The sequence below is a fragment of the Clostridium kluyveri genome (assembly GCF_001902295.1).
In the GTDB taxonomy this organism is placed as follows: Bacteria; Bacillota; Clostridia; order Clostridiales; family Clostridiaceae; genus Clostridium_B; species Clostridium_B kluyveri_B.
The window spans coordinates 1,604,604-1,626,472 of record NZ_CP018335.1; the positions used below are offsets into that span (position 1 = coordinate 1,604,604).

Annotated in this window: 25 protein-coding genes, 1 riboswitch and 1 other annotated feature (1 of these 27 only partly in view); of the genes, 20 read left to right on the forward strand and 5 right to left on the reverse strand. The window is 32.8% G+C overall.

What is annotated here, in order from left to right:
- Positions 1-12 precede the first annotated feature (12 nt).
- The 10 genes from hisC (at position 13) to BS101_RS07950 (ending at position 6,922) form a co-directional block, all read left to right on the forward strand.
- Positions 13-1,068 carry a histidinol-phosphate transaminase gene (gene hisC / locus BS101_RS07905; protein ID WP_073538341.1) on the forward strand — a complete coding sequence of 352 codons (1,056 nt, stop codon included), beginning with the start codon at positions 13-15 and terminating at the stop codon, positions 1,066-1,068.
- 22 nt (positions 1,069-1,090) lie between these two features.
- Entirely contained in the window at positions 1,091-1,675 is a 585-nt protein-coding gene (gene hisB, locus BS101_RS07910; RefSeq protein ID WP_073538342.1) for an imidazoleglycerol-phosphate dehydratase HisB, read from the forward strand.
- A gap of 15 nt (positions 1,676-1,690) precedes the next feature.
- Positions 1,691-2,299 carry an imidazole glycerol phosphate synthase subunit HisH gene (gene hisH / locus BS101_RS07915; RefSeq protein WP_073538343.1) on the forward strand — a complete coding sequence of 203 codons (609 nt, stop codon included), beginning with the start codon at positions 1,691-1,693 and terminating at the stop codon, positions 2,297-2,299.
- 30 nt (positions 2,300-2,329) lie between these two features.
- Entirely contained in the window at positions 2,330-3,046 is a 717-nt protein-coding gene (gene hisA, locus BS101_RS07920) for a 1-(5-phosphoribosyl)-5-[(5-phosphoribosylamino)methylideneamino]imidazole-4-carboxamide isomerase (RefSeq protein ID WP_073538344.1), read from the forward strand.
- Positions 3,047-3,048: 2 nt separating this feature from the next.
- Complete coding sequence (gene hisF / locus BS101_RS07925; protein ID WP_073538345.1) at positions 3,049-3,810, forward strand: imidazole glycerol phosphate synthase subunit HisF; 762 nt, start codon at positions 3,049-3,051, stop codon at positions 3,808-3,810.
- A 54-nt stretch (positions 3,811-3,864) separates the two neighbouring features.
- Positions 3,865-4,185, forward strand: coding sequence for a phosphoribosyl-AMP cyclohydrolase (gene hisI / locus BS101_RS07930; protein ID WP_073541190.1), 321 nt, complete (start codon positions 3,865-3,867; stop codon positions 4,183-4,185).
- A 35-nt stretch (positions 4,186-4,220) separates the two neighbouring features.
- Positions 4,221-4,553 (forward strand): phosphoribosyl-ATP diphosphatase, encoded by a 333-nt coding sequence (hisE, locus tag BS101_RS07935; RefSeq protein ID WP_073538346.1) that lies wholly within the window; start codon positions 4,221-4,223, stop codon positions 4,551-4,553.
- 137 nt (positions 4,554-4,690) lie between these two features.
- On the forward strand, positions 4,691-5,344 hold the full coding sequence (locus BS101_RS07940) for a phosphatase PAP2 family protein (RefSeq protein ID WP_073538347.1): 654 nt from the start codon (positions 4,691-4,693) through the stop codon (positions 5,342-5,344).
- A gap of 81 nt (positions 5,345-5,425) precedes the next feature.
- Entirely contained in the window at positions 5,426-6,016 is a 591-nt protein-coding gene (locus tag BS101_RS07945; RefSeq protein ID WP_073538348.1) for a hypothetical protein, read from the forward strand.
- A 132-nt stretch (positions 6,017-6,148) separates the two neighbouring features.
- Positions 6,149-6,922 carry a histidinol phosphate phosphatase gene (locus BS101_RS07950; RefSeq protein ID WP_073538349.1) on the forward strand — a complete coding sequence of 258 codons (774 nt, stop codon included), beginning with the start codon at positions 6,149-6,151 and terminating at the stop codon, positions 6,920-6,922.
- Between the two features lie 47 nt (positions 6,923-6,969).
- On the opposite strand, the gene BS101_RS22650 is transcribed toward BS101_RS07950, so the two are convergent.
- From BS101_RS22650 to BS101_RS07965, 4 genes are all read right to left on the reverse strand, one after another.
- The gene (locus BS101_RS22650) at positions 6,970-7,125 is read right to left on the reverse strand and encodes a DUF3788 family protein (RefSeq protein ID WP_198039634.1); all 156 of its coding nucleotides are present in this window, start codon (positions 7,123-7,125) and stop codon (positions 6,970-6,972) included.
- Positions 7,126-7,137: 12 nt separating this feature from the next.
- Positions 7,138-7,422 (reverse strand): DUF2325 domain-containing protein, encoded by a 285-nt coding sequence (locus BS101_RS07955; protein ID WP_012101694.1) that lies wholly within the window; start codon positions 7,420-7,422, stop codon positions 7,138-7,140.
- Between the two features lie 132 nt (positions 7,423-7,554).
- Positions 7,555-7,665, reverse strand: a riboswitch (SAM riboswitch).
- A gap of 150 nt (positions 7,666-7,815) precedes the next feature.
- Positions 7,816-8,682, reverse strand: coding sequence for a metallophosphoesterase (locus tag BS101_RS07960; RefSeq protein WP_073538350.1), 867 nt, complete (start codon positions 8,680-8,682; stop codon positions 7,816-7,818).
- Positions 8,683-8,749: 67 nt separating this feature from the next.
- Positions 8,750-10,063, reverse strand: coding sequence for a replication-associated recombination protein A (locus BS101_RS07965; protein WP_073538351.1), 1,314 nt, complete (start codon positions 10,061-10,063; stop codon positions 8,750-8,752).
- 365 nt (positions 10,064-10,428) lie between these two features.
- Between BS101_RS07965 and BS101_RS07970 the strand changes: the two genes are divergently transcribed.
- From BS101_RS07970 to BS101_RS07995, 6 genes are all read left to right on the forward strand, one after another.
- Positions 10,429-10,875 carry an RrF2 family transcriptional regulator gene (locus BS101_RS07970; RefSeq protein ID WP_012101704.1) on the forward strand — a complete coding sequence of 149 codons (447 nt, stop codon included), beginning with the start codon at positions 10,429-10,431 and terminating at the stop codon, positions 10,873-10,875.
- Positions 10,876-12,084, forward strand: coding sequence for a cysteine desulfurase NifS (gene nifS / locus BS101_RS07975; protein WP_073538352.1), 1,209 nt, complete (start codon positions 10,876-10,878; stop codon positions 12,082-12,084). It abuts the gene before it with no gap.
- On the forward strand, positions 12,084-12,512 hold the full coding sequence (nifU, locus tag BS101_RS07980) for a Fe-S cluster assembly scaffold protein NifU (RefSeq protein ID WP_148204873.1): 429 nt from the start codon (positions 12,084-12,086) through the stop codon (positions 12,510-12,512). Before nifS ends, nifU begins: the two co-directional genes overlap by 1 nt.
- Before the next feature lie 92 nt (positions 12,513-12,604).
- Positions 12,605-13,108, forward strand: a complete 504-nt coding sequence (locus BS101_RS07985) for a PRC-barrel domain-containing protein (RefSeq protein WP_073538353.1) — start codon at positions 12,605-12,607, stop codon at positions 13,106-13,108.
- Positions 13,109-13,133: 25 nt separating this feature from the next.
- Positions 13,134-14,159, forward strand: coding sequence for an AI-2E family transporter (locus BS101_RS07990; protein ID WP_073538354.1), 1,026 nt, complete (start codon positions 13,134-13,136; stop codon positions 14,157-14,159).
- Positions 14,160-14,345: 186 nt separating this feature from the next.
- Positions 14,346-16,313: a HAMP domain-containing sensor histidine kinase gene (locus BS101_RS07995; RefSeq protein WP_242951472.1), complete on the forward strand. Its 1,968-nt coding sequence runs from the start codon at positions 14,346-14,348 to the stop codon at positions 16,311-16,313.
- A gap of 2 nt (positions 16,314-16,315) precedes the next feature.
- Here BS101_RS07995 and BS101_RS08000 read toward each other — a convergent pair whose 3' ends face one another.
- Positions 16,316-17,005 (reverse strand): response regulator transcription factor, encoded by a 690-nt coding sequence (locus BS101_RS08000; RefSeq protein ID WP_073541191.1) that lies wholly within the window; start codon positions 17,003-17,005, stop codon positions 16,316-16,318.
- Positions 17,006-17,261: 256 nt separating this feature from the next.
- Between BS101_RS08000 and BS101_RS08005 the strand changes: the two genes are divergently transcribed.
- The 4 genes from BS101_RS08005 (at position 17,262) to BS101_RS08015 (ending at position 21,556) form a co-directional block, all read left to right on the forward strand.
- Positions 17,262-18,440 carry an IS110 family transposase gene (locus BS101_RS08005; protein ID WP_073537605.1) on the forward strand — a complete coding sequence of 393 codons (1,179 nt, stop codon included), beginning with the start codon at positions 17,262-17,264 and terminating at the stop codon, positions 18,438-18,440.
- Between the two features lie 444 nt (positions 18,441-18,884).
- Positions 18,885-19,250 carry a hypothetical protein gene (locus BS101_RS23740; protein WP_242951430.1) on the forward strand — a complete coding sequence of 122 codons (366 nt, stop codon included), beginning with the start codon at positions 18,885-18,887 and terminating at the stop codon, positions 19,248-19,250.
- An 8-nt stretch (positions 19,251-19,258) separates the two neighbouring features.
- Positions 19,259-19,909 (forward strand): polysaccharide deacetylase family protein, encoded by a 651-nt coding sequence (locus BS101_RS23745; protein WP_242951431.1) that lies wholly within the window; start codon positions 19,259-19,261, stop codon positions 19,907-19,909.
- 96 nt (positions 19,910-20,005) lie between these two features.
- Positions 20,006-21,556: a cell wall-binding repeat-containing protein gene (locus BS101_RS08015; RefSeq protein ID WP_073538356.1), complete on the forward strand. Its 1,551-nt coding sequence runs from the start codon at positions 20,006-20,008 to the stop codon at positions 21,554-21,556.
- 299 nt (positions 21,557-21,855) lie between these two features.
- Positions 21,856-21,869: a binding site (T-box leader), on the forward strand (it continues 176 nt past the right edge of the window).

A 21,869-nucleotide genomic window follows, 5' to 3' on the forward strand; every position in this document is an offset into this window, starting at 1 on the left:
AGAGAGAAAACTATGATAGAGAAATTATTTAAACGAAATCTTCAAAATTTTGTACCCTATACTGTACCTAAATTGGATTATGAAATAAAATTGGATGCTAATGAGAGTTTTTTAAAACTAGATGATTATATGATGGGAAAAATATTAAATAAAATAAAAGATGTGGAGTTTAATAGGTATCCCGATGCCGGGGCAGAAAAAGTATGTAGGGCATATTCTAAATATGTTGGCATAAACAGAGAAAATATAATGGCAGGAAATGGCTCAGATGAACTTATACAGATTATTATAGCTGCACTTGTAGATAAGAATGAAAATATAATGACTGTAGAACCTGATTTTTCTATGTATGGAAATTATTCAGAAGTAGGTGGAGGGAAGGCTTTAATTTTTCAACTGGATGAAGAGTTCAATTTGGATGTAGATAAGCTTATAGAAAGTGTAAATGTGGAGAAAGTGAAAGTATTATTCCTGTCAAATCCCAATAATCCTACAGGAAAAGTTTTAAAAAGAGAGCAGATATTTAAAATATTAAATGGATGTAATTGTGCAGTAGTTGTAGATGAGGCCTATGTTGAATTTCATGAAGAAAGTATAGTAGACAGCATATATGAATATGAAAACCTCATAGTACTTAGAACCTGTTCAAAGGCCATGGCTTCAGCTGCCATAAGATTGGGATTTTTAATTACCAATTCTTTTATGTTAAATGAAATAAAAAAAGCAAAACCTCCTTTTAATGTAAGTTCTGTAACTCAGGCCATAGGTGAAACTGTACTTAAGGAAACAGAATATATAAAAAAATCTCTAGAGAATATAAAGAATGAAAGAAGTTTTTTAATAGATAAATTAAGTGCTTTTAAAGATTTTAAATTATATCCTACCTGTGCAAATTTTATACTTATAAAATTTAAAGATGCAGAATTTGTGTATAAATATCTCCTTAAAAATAAAATAGTTGTTAGAAATTACAAACAGGGAAGACTTAAGGACTTTTTAAGAATAACCGTGGGAAGCAGAGAAGAAAATGAGGCTGTTATAAATAATTTAAGTAAAATACTAAAATAATTTTCAGAAGGAAGGTGTCTTATTGAGAATAGGAGAAATTTCAAGAAAAACCTATGAAACGGATATAAAAGTGAAAATAGATTTAGATGGCAGGGGAAAATATAATATTGATACAGGTATAGGATTTTTTAATCACATGCTTTGTATGATAGCAAAGCATGGAATTATGAATATGGATATATATGCAAAAGGGGATTTAGATGTAGATTTTCATCACACCGTAGAGGATGTGGGAATATGTATTGGAAAATCCATAAAAAGGGCACTAGGAGATAAAGGGGGTATAAGAAGATATGGAACTTTTTTTATACCTATGGATGAAAGTTTGTCTATGTGCTCTGTAGATTTAAGTGGAAGACCCTTTTTAGTTTTTCAGGGAGAATTAAAAAACTCCAAGGTAGGAGAAATGGATACAGAGCTTATAGAGGAATTTTTTAGAGCACTTGCTTTTAATGCTGAAATGACTCTTCATATAAAGGTTTTTTACGGTAAAAATACTCATCACATTATAGAATCTGTTTTTAAATCTTTTGCCCATGCTTTAAGAGAGGCAGTATCCATAGATGAAAAAATAGAAGGTAGCTTGTCTACCAAGGGAATGATTTAATAAGGAGGGGATATTTTGATTTCTATTATAGATTACGGAATGGGAAATTTAAAAAGTGTAAAAAAAGCATTAAAATATATAGGGGAAGAAGCCCAAATAACTTCAGATAAGGATTATATAGAGAATAGTCAGGGAGTGATACTGCCGGGAGTAGGTGCTTTTCCTGAAGCTATGAAAAACCTAAGAAGCAAGAAACTGGATGTAGCTATAAAAAATGCTGTGGAAAAAGGGATACCGCTGCTTGGTATATGCCTTGGAATGCAGCTTTTATTTGACACTGGAGAAGAAATAGAAAACTGCGAGGGATTAGGTCTTATACCGGGAAATGTAACTAAGCTTTATGGAAATATAAAAATACCTCACATGGGGTGGAACAGTTTGAATTTAAAAAGGGAATGTGCCCTGCTGGAGTATATTCCGGAAAATAGTTATGTGTATTTTGTACACTCTTTTTATGCAGATATGAAATATGAAGAAAATTTAAACGCCTGCAGTGTTTATGGAATTGAGGTGCCTGCAGTTGTAAGTAATGGAAAAGTGTATGGAACACAATTTCATCCCGAAAAAAGTGGGGATGTAGGTATAAAGATGTTAAAGAATTTTGTAGCACTTTTAAATAAATAAAATTAGCTTATTTTAAGGAGGCGGCTTTATATGATAATACTTCCTGCTATAGATTTAAAAGGAGGAAAATGTGTCAGATTATATAAGGGGGATATGAATTCACAGGAGGTTGTGGCAAAAGACCCTTTGGAAACAGCACTAAAATTTAAAAGTGAAGGTGCCCAGTATTTACATATGGTAGATCTAGACGGGGCGTTAAAGGGAAATGGCGAAAATTTAGATATAATATCTAAAATAGTGAAGAATGTAGATGTACCTATAGAAGTTGGCGGAGGAATAAGGAATATAGAAACCATAGATAAATTTATAAAACTAGGTGTAAGTAGAGTAATACTTGGAACGGCGGCACTAAAGGATAAGGAACTGGTAATAAAAGCTGTAGAAAATTATGATGAAAAAATTGCTGTGGGAATAGATGCAAAAGATGGCGTACCTGCAGCAGATGGCTGGACCACTCTTAGTAAAACAAATTATATAGATTTTGGGAAGGAAATGGAGAAAATAGGAGTACAAACTTTGATTTTTACAGATATAAGTAGAGATGGAACTTTAGAGGGAACTAATTTAGAACAGCTTTTAAAACTTAAAAATTCAGTTAAATGCAATGTAATAGCTTCAGGTGGCATAAAGGATATAGAAGACATTAAAAGTCTTAAAAAGGAAAATGTATATGGTGCCATAGTTGGAAAAGCTATATATGCTAAAACACTTTCTCTAAAAGAAGCCATAGAGATAGGAGGAAATTAAAAATGCTTACTAAAAGAATAGTTCCATGTTTAGATGTAAATATGGGAAAAGTAGTAAAGGGGATAAACTTTGTAAATTTAAAAGATGTAGGAGATCCTGTAGATATAGCACAGTATTATAATAAACAGGGGGCGGATGAAATAGTATTTTTAGATATTACAGCCACCTATGAGAAGAGAAAAACATTAATTGACGTAGTTGAAAGAACTGGAGAAAAGGTATTTATTCCCCTTACTGTAGGCGGTGGAATATCAGGAATAGATGATTTTAAGGTTATACTTAGGGCAGGGGCAGATAAGATATCTGTAAATTCAGCGGCTATAAGAAATCCCAATTTAATATATGAGGCCGCAGATAAATTTGGTTCCCAATGTGTAGTAGTTGCAATAGATGCAAAAAAGAGAGCAGATGGCCAGGGTTGGGACGTATTTATAGAAGGTGGAAGGAAGAATACAGGAATAGATGCCATAGAATGGGTAAAAAAAGTGGAGAGTTTGGGTGCTGGAGAAATACTTCTTACAAGTATGGATGCAGATGGCACTAAAAATGGATATGATATAGAACTTACTAAAGCAGTAGCTGAATCTGTAAATATTCCTGTAATAGCTTCTGGAGGATGCGGCTCTTTAGAGGATTTTTACGATGTATTTGAAGATACTGGTGCAGACGCAGCCCTTGCAGCTTCTTTGTTTCACTATGGAGAGTTAGAAATAAAGGATGTAAAAGAATATCTTCATAAAAGAGATATTCCTGTAAGATTATAAGGAATAGTTCTTGTAAAAAATATAATTATGGAATATATTAAAATAGGTGATAATATGGAAAAGGAAATTTTAAAAAATATAGATTTTAAAAAAGGGCTTATTCCTGCTGTAATTCAAGATTTTGAAAATGGAGAAGTGCTTATGGTGGCATACATGAATGAAGAATCTTTAAATAAAACTATTGAAACGGGAAAGACCTGGTTTTGGAGCAGATCCAGAAAAGAGTTATGGAATAAAGGATCTACCTCCGGTCATTATCAATATGTAAAGAGTATAAATGTAGATTGTGATTATGACACACTTTTAATAAAAGTGGAACAGATAGGAGCTGCCTGTCATACTGGAAATAGAAGTTGTTTTTATAGAAGTATATAGTTTAAATAATAAAATTTTAAAAGGAGTAGTTATTGGTGGAATTACAAAGTGTGGTAGAAGAATTATATAATGTTATAAAAGATAGAAAAGAAAATCCAATAGAGGGTTCCTATACTAATTATCTATTTAAAGAAGGACTGGATAAAATACTAAAAAAAGTTGGAGAAGAGAGTTCAGAAGTTATAATTGCCAGCAAGAATGATAATAAAGAAGATAAGATTTGTGAAATATGTGATCTTATATATCATGTTTTAGTTTTAATGGCAAATGAAAATATAACTCTGGAAGAGTTAAAAAAAGAACTTGAAAAGAGAAGGCAAAAAATATGCAACAAAAAGCTGGACAGAAAAGCTATAGAGAAAATATAATTTTTCATGCTATTATGAGCTGCATATAAGTTAACAAATATTTAAGCATTTAAATAGTAAATATTTAAGAATTAATATCTATAATAAGAATTATAGAAGTTTAAATGTGAAAACTTTATTTAGGAGCTGATGATAGCTTGAAAAATATAAAATTAAATATTATACCTTTAAGTCTCATGCTTGTAATACCTGTAATAAATATAATTTATAGAAAATTAAACAATCCTCTCAATGGATGTTATAATCTAGTCACTTTTTTAGATAAACAGGTGCCCTTTATAAAAGAGTTTATAGTTATATATTGGGCATGGTATCCTTTTTTGATATTAGTACTGGTATATTTTTGCTTTAACTACAGGAATATTTATTATAAAACTATGATCACCATAATTTTAGGAATGCTTCTGTGTTATATGACCTATTTTTTCTTTCAGACAACAGTACCTAGACCTGCCCTTTACGGCAGAGATATTTTTATAGGTATTATTAAGCTTACCTATAGATGGGATAAGCCCTTTAATTGTTTTCCCAGCATACATGTCTTGACAACTTATGCAGTTATGAGGGGATGTGTGGAAGGGGTAAAAAATAAGTTCAATAAAATAAGTATAAATTTTACGGGTATATTTATAATATTATCTACTCAATTTGTAAAACAACATGTAATTTTAGACTTGATTTCTGCTATAATATTAGCAGAGATATTATATAGATTTGCTGCAGGATTTATCTTAGAAAAATGTGAAATGATATTTTCAAATAAATATATTAATATAAATAGTGAACAATAAGCAGTTTTGACAATTAAATTACATTCAAATTTTGGAGATAATGAATTATAATATAAGTATGAGTTTTTAGGAGGGGTAAAAATGGATAATTACAAATTGCTGTCTGACTTAGTGGAAGCGTCTACAAAACCTATATTGGATGCTAAAGGCTATTGGCAGACAAGTATAGTAAATGTTTTAAAAGCAAAACGTGAAGAATTTGGGGATCTTAATGCTTATAGCCTGGAATTAAAAGCTGACATTGTATACATAATGACAGTATGGAGAAAACAAAGAAAGGTTATATATGACTGGGTGGAAAAATCAGCACTGCCTTCAGTAATCGAAGTAAGCAGTATGCTCTCAGATATCGACAATACCTCAAAAACAGAGGTGGTAGATGGAGATGTAGTTTTAAAATCAGGGGAACCTTTAGGCGATGATGCTGCAAATATAGTTAAAAAATATAACTTCATAGAGAATATGAATAAAAGGGTAATGTTCATGGAAAGAGAATATTTTTATTGCCGTATAAGAGATAACATACTTTTAAACGTATACCAATTCATATGGGAAAATGGAGAATTGGGAGCTGAAGTGGTAAGAGATTGTACTAAAGAAACTGTGGATAAAGTGGCTGATTTAATTTCACGCTGTGCTGACGAATGTGTGAAGGTAAATGAATTTGTTTAAGTAATAAAAAAATTATAAATTTAATAAAGAGAGAAGGTTTTATCATTAATTATATAATAATTTAGTTGATGTTATTTGACAGTTAATGTTTTTGACTTTCTCTTAATTCTTAATTTTAGGGAGGATTATGCAGTGTTTGATACACACATACATACAATTTTTTCTACAGATTCAAATATGCAAATAGAAGATGCAATAAAATATATGAGAGAAAAGAATATATCAGGTATAGTAACAGAACATATGGATATTAATTTTCCCAAAAAAGATTCATTTTGTTTTAATGTAGAGGATTATTTTAATTCATATTCTAAATATAGGGGTAATGATTTACTTTTAGGAATAGAGCTTGGCATGAAAGAGGATTGTTTTAGAGAGAGTAGTGATTTAATAAAAAATAATTCCTTTGACTATGTACTTGGGTCAGTCCATTTGGTAGAAAATCTAGATCTTTATTATGAAGATTATTATAGAGGAAAAAGTAAAAGAGAAGCCTATATTAAGTATTTTGAAGTTATACTGGGTAATTTGGATAAATTTCAATTTATAGATAGTCTAGGGCATATTGATTATATAGCAAGATATGCTAAGTTTGAAGATAAGGAAATATACTACAGGGAATTTTCTGATATAATAGATGAAATATTAAATAAGGTGATAAAAGAAGGCAAGTGTCTGGAGTTAAATACACGAAGACTTGATAAGGATATATCAGTAAAGAATATGATAAATATCTATAAAAGATATAACCAGCTGGGGGGAAAATATATAACTATAGGTTCCGATGCCCATCAAATTGAAGCTATAGGAAGTAATTTTATGACGGCAAGAGAAATTTCGCAGTTCTGTAATTTAAAAATAGTGTATTTTAAAAATAGATTGATGGAATATGATAAAGGTTTTTAGTAAATAGAGTTTTATCTGCATATTTTTTTATGGCAATATTTATAACATCATCCATGGTCACTTCCAAAACGAAATTTAAGTCTAATTGATAGTTCATAAGAATCAATCATAAATTGGTGTAGTTTTTCAAGATATAAAATACTTTCCTTTCCAATAGTTTCATATATTTCATTTAATGATGGAATTATTTGTTTGTTAAGCATCCGTTCATACACTTAATCAATAAATATGTTTTTTATGTTTTCTTCAATACATATCCATGAACGTTTTGAAAACATAATTAAAGTATGATTTTTTTTAGATTGTTTTTTTATTATCTCAGTCATACTATGTCCTATAAAATCTGTAAGTACCAATACTACATCCGTATTTTTAGGGATTTCTATTTTCTTATCCCCTTTTTTTCTACCTGTAATGTGATTAACTTTATTAATTCCACATTTGTTCAGCTTATTTTTAATATTATCAAGTCTGTCCCCTCCTACAATTAAGATGTTCATAAAAATCTCTCCTTTTTATAATATATAGATTAAGAGTATTTATAAACTTCTTTCCTATTCCAAATAGTTTAAGAAAAAGTAAAAATAAAAACTCTTCTTGTAAGATAAGTCACAAGAAGAGTTCCTTCATGCTTCTCATCTTTCAGGTTTTATACCTGCTGGAATTAGCACCGTTGAATGATGAAAAATCATTCAGGTTGCTGGGCATCATAGGGCCAGTCCCTTCGCCACTCTGGATAAGAAGTTCCGTATTCAATTGAAAAAATGATAACAGATATATATACTGTTTGTCAATAGAAAAATAAATATTTTTATATTTTTTTAAATTTAAAATAGTCATAATATTTTAAAAATATTTAAGCTAAGGGAGATTAAAATATACTTCTACAAGTCCTACTGTGATACCAGCGTAATAACAACTAATTGTGGTCGGTTATTGATTCGGACAGGGAAGAGGCTGTTTCCGAGACCTCGGCTGACCACTATTTTAGTTTGGTTCTTTTCATGCAGACCCTCAGAATATTTGGGAAAGAAGCCTTGGTTCGGTGCGAAAAGTCCCCCAACAAGGGGTAAACGTATCTGTCCCCCATGAGCATGACCACTTAAAACCAAATCAATTCCATTATCTGCATATATGTGGAACAATTCTGGTCTATGTGATAACAAGATTGTGTAGTGACTGCTCTCATTTTTCATAGCCTTCAATTTTGCATCAACTATGGCTGCATTTATCCCAGATAAATTATAGTTTGTTGTAAAGGCTGGATCATCTAGTCCTAACAACCGGATAGAATCTACACCCCATTTGATTGTAGTACCTTTATTATTCAATATGATAACTCCGGCTTCTGCCATTTGTTTTTTCAATTTTTCATATTGCTGGATTCTTGATTCATGATTGCCTGTAACATAATATACAGGGGCTATATCCACAGCACCATTGATGAAATCCAGTGCTTTTTGAACGTCTGTATGTCTGGAATCAATTAAATCCCCAGTGACAGCAATCAAATTTGGAGATGATTCCTTCACTGCCCTGAGTAATTTGCTTTGATTGTTTCCAAATTCTTCATTATGCAAATCAGATACATGAATAATTCTAAATCCGTTGAAGGAGGTAGGAATTTTTTCACTATTAATATTGATTTCCGTTTTTTGTATGGACACATTGCTCCAATATAACCAGATGGAAGAAGTAACAAGAATAATTGATAAATATGGTAATATTGTCTTACATTTTTCACCTTTTATAATTTTCATAGGACTACTCTCCCTCCATGATCATCAAATTGATATATAAATTTCTAAATTAACAAATTTGATTAAATTATTTTTTTCCCCAGAGCTTAGTTAATCTATCTTTAATTTTAGATTCAAATCCATTGGATGTTGGCTTATAATACACAGTATTTTTATGGGAATCAGGTAAATACTGCTGGTTTACAAATCCACCGTAAGAGTGTGGATATAGATAACCAGTTCCATGTGCTGATTTTTCTGCACCCTTATAATGGGCATCTCTTAAATAAGGGGGTATCCCAGAATCTCTGCGGCTTCTAACATCTTTCAGCGCAGAATCAATTGCAATGCAGGAAGCATTTGATTTTGGTGCTGAGGCTACGTATATTGCTGCTTGAGACAATGCGTATCTACATTCGGGCATACCTATCATATGTACGGCATTCATGGCGTTTGTGGCTACTATTAAGGCCATAGGGTCAGCATTTCCAACATCTTCTGAGGCCTGAATAACAATTCTTCTTGCGATAAACATGGGGTCTTCACCAGCATCCAGCATTTTTCCAAGATAGTATACTGCTGCATCAGGGGAACTGCCTCGAAGTGACTTTATAAAAGCGCTGATGGTATCGTAGTGGGATGTACCTCCTTTGTCATATAAGGCCATTTTTCTCTGGATGCATTCTTTGGCATCCAGAGCAGTTATAAAAATCTTATCTTCCTTTTTTGATGAAGTTCTAACTGCCATATCCAAAGCATTTAAGGCCTTTCTTATATCACCGTTACTATGTATAGCAAAGTAATCAAATACCTCGGGGTCTACTTCTATTTTGAGATGACCAAACCCTTTTGGACTTTCAATAGCATTTCTCAATGCTTTTTTTACGTTATCTTCAGAAAGGTTCTCTAATTGAAAAATCATAGAACGGGAAAGGAGTGCATTGTTAACCTCAAAATAGGGATTTTCTGTGGTAACCCCTATCAATATGATTATACCTTTTTCAACTGCATTTAAAACACTATCCTGTTGAGCTTTGTTAAATCTATGTATTTCGTCAATAAATAATATTGTCTTTTTAGAATAAAATTTTAAATTGTTTTCTGCTTCCTTTATAATCTTTTTTACATCTGCTGTACCAGAATTTACAGCACTCAACTCATAAAAATTTGACTTTGTTGTATTAGCTATAATTCTTGCCAATGTGGTTTTGCCTACACCAGGAGGACCATAAAAAATTACAGAAGAAATATTATCTGTAACTATTGCTCTATATAACATTTTATCTTTACCTAAAATATGTTCCTGTCCTATAAATTCTTCTAAAGTCTCCGGTCTCATTCTTTCAGCTAGAGGTTTTAGTTCTTTGTGATTTCTTTCATTAGCCATATCAAATAAATCCATAATCTCACTATCCTTTTTAAATTAGTTTATATAAAATATATAATCATTAACATTTTTAGTTTTTCTAAAGTGGGGGATAAACTTTGTTATGTGCCTGGATAAGTTATTTTAAGAGTTAGATGGAGAAAAATACCCCTCACAAACAAATTCAAAATCTGGAACCAAGAGTTACTTGATATTATTATACTGTAAAAATAATAGTTTTTAATAATATCAAGTAATATTTAGTCATTTTTATTGTAAATAGTAAGTATTACGGGATATAAATATATAATTTGAGAAAGGGAATACATTTATTGTTGACAAGTTTACTCTGATTTGATAATATGATGGGGAAGTATTGTGATTTAAAAGGAAGTGATTAATTGAAGCTATCCACAAAGGGAAGATATGGAGTGAAAGCCATGGTAGATTTGGCTATTCATTACGGAGACGAACCTTTATCTATAAAGACTATATCAGAAAGACAGGGCATATCTGAGTATTATTTAGAGCAATTGTTCTCCAATCTTAGAAAATCTAATTTGATTAGGAGTATAAGAGGATCACAGGGAGGATACATTTTAAATAGAGAACCCAAAAATATAACTGTATGGGATATAATGGGGGTCTTAGAAGGTCCTATAGAGATATCGGATTGTGTAGATGATAATAATGAAAGTTCTTGTGATAATATAGATTGCTGTGCCACTAGACTTTTGTGGAGTAGGATAAAAGATGGAATAGATGAAATTATGAAGTCTACAACTTTACAAGATATGGTGGATGATTACAATAGCATGAAACAAAACAAACTGAAAGGGGACAAATAAATGGATAAAAAAGTATATATGGATTATGCGGCTACTACGTATACTAAACCAGAAGTTTTAGAAGAGATGATACCTTATTTTACGAAAAGTTTCGGGAATCCATCTTCCTTGTATTCCATGTCAGATACTCCAAGAAAAGCTGTGGATGAAGCTAGAGGGAAAGTAGCTAAGGCCATAAATGCAGAAAAGAATGAAATATTTTTTACTGCTGGAGGATCTGAAAGTGATAACTGGATATTAAAAGGTATAGCCTTCGGAAATAAAAATAAAGGAAATCATATAATAACTACTAGTATAGAACATCATGCTGTAATACATGCCTGTAATTTTCTAGAACAGAATGGTTTTGAAGTTACCTATTTAAATGTAGATGAATATGGATTTATAAGTCTTGAAGAACTTGAAAAATCTATTAAGGATACTACCATATTGGTATCTGTGATGTTCGCAAATAATGAAGTAGGTACAATACAGCCTATAAAGGAAATAGGAGAAATCTGCAAAAAGAAAAAAGTATATTTTCACACGGATGCAGTGCAGGCTATAGGTCATGTGGACATTGATGTGAAAGCAATGAACATAGATGCCCTTTCTATGGCAGCACATAAATTTTATGGTCCTAAGGGAATAGGGGCAATGTATTTAAGAAAGGGAATAAAAATTGAAAATTTGATACATGGCGGTGGACAGGAAAGAGGAAAAAGAGCTTCCACAGAGAATGTGCCTGGAATAGTGGGTATAGGAAAAGCAATAGAGTTGGCAGTTGATGATTTAAAGGATGAATCTAAAAGATTAAGTTATTTAAGGGATAAGCTGATAACTGGGTTAATGGAAAATATACCTCATACCAAGTTAAATGGACCTAAAGGTGATAAAAGACTGCCGGGAAATGTTAATTTAAGTTTTATTGGAATAGAAGGAGAAACTATACTCTTGGATTTAAATGATGCAGGTATATATGCATCTACAGGGAGTGCCTGTGCATCTGGGTCTTTAGATCCTTCTCATGTGCTTTTATCTTTGGGATTACCTCACGAAGTGGCACATGGCTCTCTTAGGCTTACATTAGGCTTTGGAACTACAGAGGAAGATGTAGACTATGCACTAAAGGTTATTCCAGAGATAGTAGCAAGGAGAAGGGATATGTCACCCCTTTGGGAAGATTTTATTAAATCCAAAAATAAAGGAGAGAAGGTAGAACAATCATGATGTATAGTGAAAAAGTTATGGATCATTTCAGAAACCCAAGAAATGTAGGAGAAATACCTGATGCAAATGGAGTCGGTGAAGTTGGAAATCCAAAATGTGGAGATATAATGAAGATGTACATAAAAGTTGAAGACAATATAATAAAAGATATAAAATTTAAAACTTTTGGATGTGGATCTGCTATAGCATCTTCTAGTATGGCAACGGAAATTATAAAGGGAAAAACACTAGAGGAGGCATGGAGTCTTACCAATAAGGCAGTGGCAGACGCACTAGATGGACTTCCACCGGTTAAGATGCACTGTTCGGTATTAGCTGAAGAAGCTATTCATAAAGCAATAAATGATTATAGGGAGTCTCAGGGATTGGAGCCCTGGAAGATTCAAACTCATTCAGAAACCATTCATGAACATGTTCACGGACAATAGATATTTGATATAAAAAATATAACTCGTTGGAGTTATATTTTTTATTTTTACGCACAAACTACAAATATATATTTCAAAATTAAGGTGATAGTTTGTATAGAACAAGAGATTTTATCTTTAAAGATGTAGTTAACCTTTCTGGCAATTTACTGGGCTTTATAAGTGATATAATATTAAACTTTAGTGACAAAAGAGTGCAGGGGTTTGTTATTACCCCTAACAGTTTATTTAAAAAAAGTTTGAATATATTTTTAGAAGATGTGGTAAGTTTTGCATCTATAGTAGTTGTTACAGATACAAATAGAAGGAAATTGTTACAATTCAGTAATATAAAAGGTATGAATGTGGTGGATAAAAGAGGATATTTAATTGGCATAGTAGAGGATATATTATTTCATAAGAGCACTTTCTCAATAAAAGCACTTATATTGTCTGTAGGATTTATAAATAATTTCATAGATGGAAAGAAAATATTACTTATAGATGATCTGATCTTAGGAGAAAAAAATTTATTATATAGAGGAGAAAGTGAAAATTTAAGGTTTTCTAATTCGCCTTATAAGTTATTGGATTTAAAAGAAAAGGGAAGAGCTTAAAATCTAAATTGTGGAAGATGATAATATGGCGGTTGAAAAAAAGAGAAAAATTAAATATGCAATACTTGCTGCGATCTTCATAGCTTTAATAATAATTGTTTTCAAAATTTCTGTACTTAGAGAAATAATATATTTAATGCTAATATCGTTTTTAATATCCTACACCTTAAAACCTATACAAAATATTATGGCCAATAAAGGTATTAGTAAAAAAATTAGTGCTTTTATTCTCATAGCTTTGGTAGGTTTATTCATTATAAGTATATTTGCAATTTTAATACCTTCCCTTTTTAAGGAAAGTCTAAGTTTGAATAATGCCATATACAGTATTCAAAATTTAGTAGATAATATTTATGGAAAGTTAAAATTGATTCAGGGAAATAGGACAATACATGTATTAATTAACAATTTTAATAGAAAAATTGATAGGGAAGTAACTACTGTGTTCACTAGAATAATTGATTCTTTAATGAAAATGGGACAGAATATCTTGTATGTAGTGGTTATTCCTGTAATAACATATTATTTCCTATCGGAAGGGGAATGTATAAATGAAAAAGTACTTTCTACATTTCCTGTAAAAAGTAGGAGTATAATTAAAAATATAAGTTGCCATGCAGATAAGATATTGGGTAGATATATAATAAGTCAGCTTATGTTAAGTGGATTTATTGGAATAGTCACGTTTTTTATACTTTTAATCTTGAAAATAGATTTTCCTATAATACTTTCTGTTTTAAATGCATTTTTCAATATAATCCCATATTTTGGTCCCATATTTGGAGCCATTCCAGCCATAGCCATAGCTTTAATACAATCTCCTGAAAAAGCTCTATGGACAGCAGTATGCCTTTATGTGCTTCAGCAAATAGAAGGAAATATATTATCCCCTAAAGTTACTGCAGATAGTATAAGTATGCACCCATTGGTAGTAATACTTCTCCTAATAATCGGCGGAGAAATAGCAGGATTTATTGGAATGGTACTTGCAGTTCCTCTAGGGGTCATAATTAAAGTGATGTATGAGGATTTGAATTATTATATGTTTTGAATTTTTTATAGTTTGAACGGTATATAAATTTTTTTGTATTAAAGTTTCAAGTATATTACAAAATCACAAATGTTTCGTGTTTATGATATAATCAGTTAAAGCACAAGTTTTGTAAAGGAGGGAACCGCCATACAGAAAGATTTAAGTTTATGTTGCTTTCAGAATATACTCCAAAGGCATAAATTGGTGGTGATTTTAATTGCAGCGGTGCTGACTACGGCATTTCTGATGTTTTTGGTCAGGTTGCCCGGCATGATGAGCAACAAGTTAGAAAGTATTACCGTAGAGGAACAAAATGGCGTGTATGACCTGAAGGGAATTAAGAATTTTAGCCGCAGGGTGGTTATTTTGCTGCCGGGCTCGGTCTATTACCCTAATTTGCTCCTAACACCCGAAAACTACAGTACTGCAGTACCGGAGAGCACGGACAGCACGGACAGATATGACAAGCTGCGAGCTGATTATTTATCCCAGCGTTTTGTAATTAATCTGCCTAGCAGCGAAGATGTTTATATGTTGACATTTAGGCTTTCAGGTAGGCACGCCATGAGAGCCTATGTAAACGGACAATTGGTGGGTCAGAGTGGTCAGACTGGTGTGACGAAGCAGGACACTGAGGTTTGGGAAAACAATCTGACCTGCTACGCTGCACCAAAGGAGGGGAAAATGGAGATTATCCTGCAATCGGCTCAGTTTTACCACTATAAGCGTGGTGCTTCTCTGGCAACATTGAGATTGAGTATGGCATCTCAGGGATTCCATGCGGGCCTTTATGACAAAATAAAGGGCCTTCTTGTGATGGGAGCACTTTTGTGTGCAGCGGTGCTGCTGCTTTGCATTTATCTGTTGAAATGGCATACAAGAGTACCGCTCTATTTTTCTCTTGCTTGCTTTTCTATGGCGCTGCGCGAGTGTATTCAAAGTCAGGTGTGGACGTATTTTTCCTTTCTGTCGGGAAAGCTGTCTTTTATGCTTGAATATCTAAGTGTGGTGCTGCTGACCATTTTTCTGACGCTGTATTTAGCGCAGAGCCTGACCGGATGCTTCTGGCGAGTAGTTAAATACATAACACTATCCAGCTCTGGCGTATATGGTATGTGTTTACTTTTCGGTGATTCAATTTTTTACACCTCGGTGCTTATTTATTATCAGGTGCTGCTTGTGGTTTGCATAGCATGTGCTGTTGTGGGTATATTCTGGAAGATGCGATGTCCTATCGATGAGCAGGCTGCTGCTTTGTATGGAATTGCGGTTTTTTACTTTGCAGCTGTAAGTGATATTCTAATGTATAACAATGTTTTTGGGGATTTGCATCCGAAAGTCTCTGTGTCCGAAGCTGCTATGATGGTCTTTGTGCTGGCACAAATTATTTCGCTGTTTCTGACGAACAATCGCCTGATTGCCGAAGCAAAGGAAGCAGAGCAAAGAATAATCGCGGAAAAAGAAGCGCTTGCAAGCATTAACCGTATGAAAACCGAATTTTTTGGTAATATATCACATGAACTGAAGACACCGCTAGTGGTGGTTTCCGGCTATGCCCAGACTACCATGCAGCTTGTGGAACGTTCTGGTGAAATTGATCGCAAAGAAGTAACCTGTAAAATGAAGCTAATTTCCTCTGAAGTTGAGAGGTTGTCTCTGATGGTAAGGCAGATCCTCGACGTGACATGTATAGAGGAAGGGCGTATGAGAATGGATAAAGTCCTCTGCTACGTTGATGAAATTATTTATGCAGCCATTGAGACGTATTATCCCATTCTCAATAAAAACGCCAACCGGCTGGAAATACGCATTGATGGTGTACTCCCTATGATAAACGCCGACCCTGTGAGAGTTTCCAGGGTAATTGTCAATTTGATTTCTAACGCCATACGTTTTACGGTGAATGGTACAATCATTGTGGCGGCTCAAGAGAAGCATTCCTACATTGTGGTCAGTGTTGCTGATACCGGTGTAGGCATTGGTCCAGAGAAGCTTCCCTTTATTTTTGAAAGGTATAACAATAAACAAAGATCTGGTGGAGGTCAGGATATCGGCACTGGACTTGGGCTTTACATCTGTAAGTATATTATCGAAGGGCACAGCGGCAAAATATGGGTGCAAAGTGAAAAGGGAAAGGGTACAACGGTTAGTTTCACTCTTCCAGTGGGATGAGGTTAATAACGAACTTTACTGAATATGTATTCCTCTTTTCCGGTGTTTTTTAGTTCAAAGAAACTGTTTGCATCCAGTTTTAACTTCTTCCGGAGGTTTGCCACATGTACAGCAATTACCTTGGAAGTACCTGAAGATGTTCCTCCCCAAGTACGTTGGTAAATTTCTTTACAGCTTAAGCGCCGTCCGGCGAATAGGGCAAAGCAGCCAAGAAGCTGAAGTTCTTTCTGCGTTAAGTGGATGTGTTCGCCATCGAGAATTGCCTCTCCGGCCAGTAGATCGATCATCAGGGGAGGCAACTCAATTTTGCCTGCAGTCATTACTCCCGCACGTCGAAGCTGGGCTGCTACACGGGCACTCAATACGTTCAAATCATAGGGTTTTACGACATAATCGTCCCCGCCCTGAAGCAAACCTTTTACAACGCTTTCGTTTTCATCTCTGCATGTTAAAAAGATGATAGGAGCGTTTGTTTTTTTTCGCAATTCGGCACAGAAGTCCCAGCCTGTACCATCTGGCATCATAACATCCAATAGAATCAGGTCGGGTGTATACTCCTCTAGTTCCATACGTGCTTGTGAAAGAGTGACCGCACAGATGATTTCGTAGCCTTTTCCTTCGAAATATTCCCGATTAATCTCAAGAACGTCGGTTTCGTCCTCCACCATTAAAATTTTTGCTTTTCGCATCATACCACCTTGTATAATGAACATATAGTAAAAATTCATTATACTTTTCCTTTCTTAGAGATTTTTACTATAATTATCATAAGACGCTGTGGATTAGTTTTATCACCTATAGCTGGACTATTTTAATTGAGGATCTAACCACTGTCTTATGCTTATCTGTTAATTAGTTAGATAACGCATGACGTTTTATATATAGCAAGGATACATTTGCATGAGATTTGTGGAACATGGCGTATAATACTATAAAGGAGTTGTTCTTATGATTTATATTGGTATAGATATAGCAAAAAACAAACATGATTGCTGTATTATAGATTCAGATGGTGTTGTTTATAATGATTCTTTACGTATATCCAATTCCCGTCAAGGCTTTGAATTACTTTATTCTTCAATACTTTCCATTCTGCCTGACAAGGATATTTCCAACGTAAAAATAGGACTTGAATCAACAGGTCATTACAGCACCGATCTCCAAAACTTTTTGTATGCTAAAGGCTTCAAGCTCTCCATTCTCAACCCTTTAGCTACAAATCTCTTCCGTAAAGCCCAGTCTCTTAGAAAAACTAAGACTGATAAAACGGATGCATTGGTTATTGCTAAAATGCTCTTTTCTGATGATACAAAATCCTATTCTCCTGTATCATACCAGATTCAAGAGCTAAAGTCATTAACCAGGCATAGATATCGCTTAATTGGATATAGGTCTAAGTTGAAAACATCTGTCAATAGATTGGTAGATATTATATTTCCCGAGCTGCCCGATCTTTTTTGGTCAATTCATCAATCTTCTTCCTATGCCCTTTTATCCATACTTCCAAGCCCAAAAGATATAGCTGGCTGCCACCTGACCAAGCTAACAAACATACTAAATACAGCTTCCAGGGGCAAGTATGGAAAAGATAAAGCTATTTCTCTAAAGGAGTCTGCTGCAAATTCTATTGGCACTAACTCAAGGTCTCTAAGTTTTGAACTCAAGCAAACCATTAGGTTAATACAGTCAGTACAACACGAGATTGATTCCTTAGAGCTTCTCATAAAAGAAATCGTTGTTGAGATCAATTCCCCACTTATTAGTATTCCAGGAATTTCATATACCCTGGCAGCTATAATATTGGCAGAAATCGGCGATATTAAAAGATTCACCACTCCCTGTAAACTCCTGGCCTTTGCCGGATTAGATCCCTCCACCTATCAATCTGGAAAGTACACTGCATCCCATACACCCATGGTCAAACGGGGTTCTGCTTACCTTAGATGGGCCATACTTATGGCTGGGAGAACTGTTTCAATGAGAGATGCCACTTTCTCTGCATATTTGTCGAAGAAACGCTCTGAAGGCAAGCACTATTATGTTGCCATGAGCCATGTTGCTAAAAAATTGATACGTATAATATTTCATCTTCTAAAGACCAATGCAACTTTTGCTCCACAAATATAAACTTATCCATAAAAATTAATATTTTTCAAAAAGCAATTTTCCATTGCTCTTTTTGTCATGCTTTCTTTTTTAAATTAAATAACTATAAAAATCTTTTAATTTTTACTTGACTTCATATAGTTAGTCTCTATAAACAGTTTACCATATTTTTCTCAAGGTTGGAAATTCCAAAAAACAACCATTTTCGATTAAGATTTCTTAATCTTCGGCACAAAACAAATTTTTTCTGATATTTTTAAATAAATAGAAGCAATAGCAGTATAAATTGTTTGAAATTGTCCATGTATGTACTGGATATTAAATTCAGAGAACTTTTGTTCATCATTATTTTACTGTATATATTGCAGTAAACTCTAAAAAGACAAATTTCTTAATAATAAATAATATATTGAAGAAAAATTAGAATTTTATCAATTCTAACAGAAAAACAGGGAGATGAAAATAATGTCAATGAAGAACGGCACTACGAAAAAATTAAGAAATAGATGTTTGATTTTATGGGGAATAATCACAATTTCTATTTTATTATATAAAAATTATAATTATGTTCATGTTCCTAATATAAAGAATAATAAAGTAATATCTACTAATGAAGTAACTAAAGATAAAGGTTACAAAAATCAATCTTTTAAGAAGTATGATACCAATAATAGTGAAGAAGATATAGATGAAAATACATATAAGAAAAAAGATGAGAATGCAGATAAGGATATAAATAATGAAGCTAATTTATTGCATATTATGGAAAAAATATTGAAGAAAATGTATCTAATAATAGAAAAGAATATATTTATGATGCGCAAAAAGTAAAAGACATATTGGATAATAAGTTTGAAAATGATGATGAGAAAATAGCATTTCTTACTTTTGATGATGGTCCATCTACTTCTGTAACACCTCAAGTATTAGATACATTAAAAAATTACGATGTAAAGGCTACCTTTTTTTTAGTGGGACAAAACATAGAAATAAATGAAAGAAGCGAAGAACTGGTGAAACAAATGTTTGAAGAGGGACATGCTATTGGAAATCATACTTATTCCCATAATATGAGGAAATTGTATCCCGGAAATCATATTGATGTAAATTATTATATGGAGGAAGTTGAACAAGCTAATGCGGTTATAGGAAATGCTATTGGACAAAAGTTCAGTACAAGAGTATTAAGACTTCCCGGAGGATATATGTCAAGAGTATATTACAGTGATCCCAATTTAAATGAATTTGATGAAAGATTGAAAGAAAAAGATATGTACAGTATAGATTGGAATGCCTATGATTTTGATGCAGAAGGCAGATGGAAAAATTCAGAAGAGCTTTTAGAGCGTGTAAAGGAAAGCGTGGGAACTCAAGAAAAGGTGGTTATATTAATGCATGATACCTATGGTAAAGAAGAAACAGCCAGGGCATTACCTGAAATCATAGAATACTTGAAAACTCAAGGATATGAATTTAAAACAATATTGTAATGTAAAATTATAACAATAAAGAAATTTATATTTCTATCAAGTAATTTGTATCATGGGTATATATGTTATATTATGTAATTAAAAGGGAGGTCAAATATGACAAAAAAATTTTTAGGATTTATTTTTGCATTTGCTGTGATTTTATTGTTTGGAATTAATGTAAAAGCAGATTCACCGCAAGTTACCAGGTTAGGAGGGTATGATAGATATCAAACAAATACTGATATTGTAAATCAAATGTGGGAAAAGTCAGAGTATGTTGTTATAGTCAGTGGAGAAAATTTTCCAGATGCTTTAAGCGCTACAGTCTTGGCTAAGAAATATAATGCACCAATACTTTTAACTTATCTTGATTTTTATAGTGAACAGGAAGAACAATTGGATAAACTTGGAGTGAAGAAAGCTTTTATAATTGGAGGAACAGGTGTTGTACCTAAATCTATAGAGGATACTTTAAGCAAAAAAGGAATAGAATATGAAAGAATATATGGAAATGACAGGTATGAAACCTCTGTAGCTGTAGCCAATAAAATAGGTAGTGAGAATGGTATTATAGTAACTACTGGCAGTGATTATTCAGATGCTTTATCCGTATCTTCTATAGCAGGAAAATTGCAGATGCCTATAATATTGTCTCAAAAGGATGGATTAGAGTATGCCCAAAATAAATTTATATCAGAAAATAATATTCCTAAAACCTATGTATTAGGTAGTATGGATGTAATAAGCAATATTACAGCCTATACCTTTCCAAATGCTAAAAGAATAGCCATGGGAAACAGCAGATATGATAGAAATTTAGATATAATAAATACTTTTACTAGTTACATTGATTTTAGTACAGTAATATTAGCTTCTGGTGCAGATTTCCCAGATGCATTAAGTGGAACGGCCCTAGCAGCTTTAAATGGGAACCCTATAATCTTAATAGGAGAATACTCTTATTCTGGACGTACAGAAAAGGCAAATGATAATTTTATTGAAACTTTACTTGGAAATGAAGACACAAAAAATATATATGCGTTAGGATTGGAAGGAAGCATATCAGAGGATAATTTAAACAGTATAGTAAACTCCTCAAAGGCTTTAAATATTGTAAAATCAAACATAACACTTAGTTCCAACTTAAGATTTGGAAATATGGGTATGTATAGTTATGATGGTAGTGATTATTATCGAATAGCTTTATATGCTTATAATGAAGCTGCTAACGTATGGTTAATGGGTAACTACAAATATGACTTTTTAGTGGATACTAAAACTTTAGAAATTTATAAAATGTATAATGATTCAGATGATATAATACCTTTAGATGGCAATAATATAGAATCGGTAAGTGATGGAGAAGTTCCAATGTTTAATGGCATGTTAAATATTCCAGTATTTAATGGTATATTAAATATTGAGCAGGCACTGGATTTGGTTAAGTCACAAATAGAACTTGAGGCTAACGAGTATATTCATATTCCTTTTGAAGAGTCCAGGTTGATAACTACCTATGATGGTGATAAATGTTATTGTATAGTTAAAGATTATAATGAAACAGGAGATCCAGATGATAGAACTGAACTGTGTGAGTATTTAGTTAATATATCTACGGGACAAGTTACACAATGTATTCAAGGACAATATACTCCAATAAGTTAAATATATCAAGTGATTCTTAGGTTCAGGTGGAGTTTGCTTACGAGAAATGCTTTTCTCCATCTGAACCTTAGAAGAACTTATCCAGGTGCGTAGCAGTGCTTATCTCCCACTTTGAAGAAGATGGGAGTATTAGCAATGGTAGCATTCGGATAAAAAGAACCCAAGTTTTTTACATAAAAGTTCAATTTTTTAAAATTGAACTTTTATGCTTATAAATTTTCATAGGTTTACCTTGACAGATTTATTGAGCAATATTGACATGAAAGTGTATTTAAATTATAATTTGTATCATAAATGGATATGTGGCAGTGAA

Coding starts and splice junctions, on each gene's coding strand:
- hisC (WP_073538341.1), top strand. CDS start 13: ATGATAGAGAAATTATTTAAACGAAATCTTCAAAATTTTGTACCCTAT.
- hisA (WP_073538344.1), top strand. CDS start 2,330: ATGATAATACTTCCTGCTATAGATTTAAAAGGAGGAAAATGTGTCAGA.
- hisF (WP_073538345.1), top strand. CDS start 3,049: ATGCTTACTAAAAGAATAGTTCCATGTTTAGATGTAAATATGGGAAAA.
- hisI (WP_073541190.1), top strand. CDS start 3,865: ATGGAAAAGGAAATTTTAAAAAATATAGATTTTAAAAAAGGGCTTATT.
- BS101_RS07945 (WP_073538348.1), top strand. CDS start 5,426: ATGGATAATTACAAATTGCTGTCTGACTTAGTGGAAGCGTCTACAAAA.
- BS101_RS22650 (WP_198039634.1), bottom strand. CDS start 7,125: ATGCTTAACAAACAAATAATTCCATCATTAAATGAAATATATGAAACT.
- BS101_RS07955 (WP_012101694.1), bottom strand. CDS start 7,422: ATGAACATCTTAATTGTAGGAGGGGACAGACTTGATAATATTAAAAAT.
- BS101_RS07960 (WP_073538350.1), bottom strand. CDS start 8,682: ATGAAAATTATAAAAGGTGAAAAATGTAAGACAATATTACCATATTTA.
- BS101_RS07965 (WP_073538351.1), bottom strand. CDS start 10,063: ATGGATTTATTTGATATGGCTAATGAAAGAAATCACAAAGAACTAAAA.
- nifS (WP_073538352.1), top strand. CDS start 10,876: ATGGATAAAAAAGTATATATGGATTATGCGGCTACTACGTATACTAAA.
- nifU (WP_148204873.1), top strand. CDS start 12,084: ATGTATAGTGAAAAAGTTATGGATCATTTCAGAAACCCAAGAAATGTA.
- BS101_RS07990 (WP_073538354.1), top strand. CDS start 13,134: ATGGCGGTTGAAAAAAAGAGAAAAATTAAATATGCAATACTTGCTGCG.
- BS101_RS08000 (WP_073541191.1), bottom strand. CDS start 17,005: ATGATGCGAAAAGCAAAAATTTTAATGGTGGAGGACGAAACCGACGTT.
- BS101_RS08005 (WP_073537605.1), top strand. CDS start 17,262: ATGATTTATATTGGTATAGATATAGCAAAAAACAAACATGATTGCTGT.
- BS101_RS23740 (WP_242951430.1), top strand. CDS start 18,885: ATGTCAATGAAGAACGGCACTACGAAAAAATTAAGAAATAGATGTTTG.
- BS101_RS08015 (WP_073538356.1), top strand. CDS start 20,006: ATGACAAAAAAATTTTTAGGATTTATTTTTGCATTTGCTGTGATTTTA.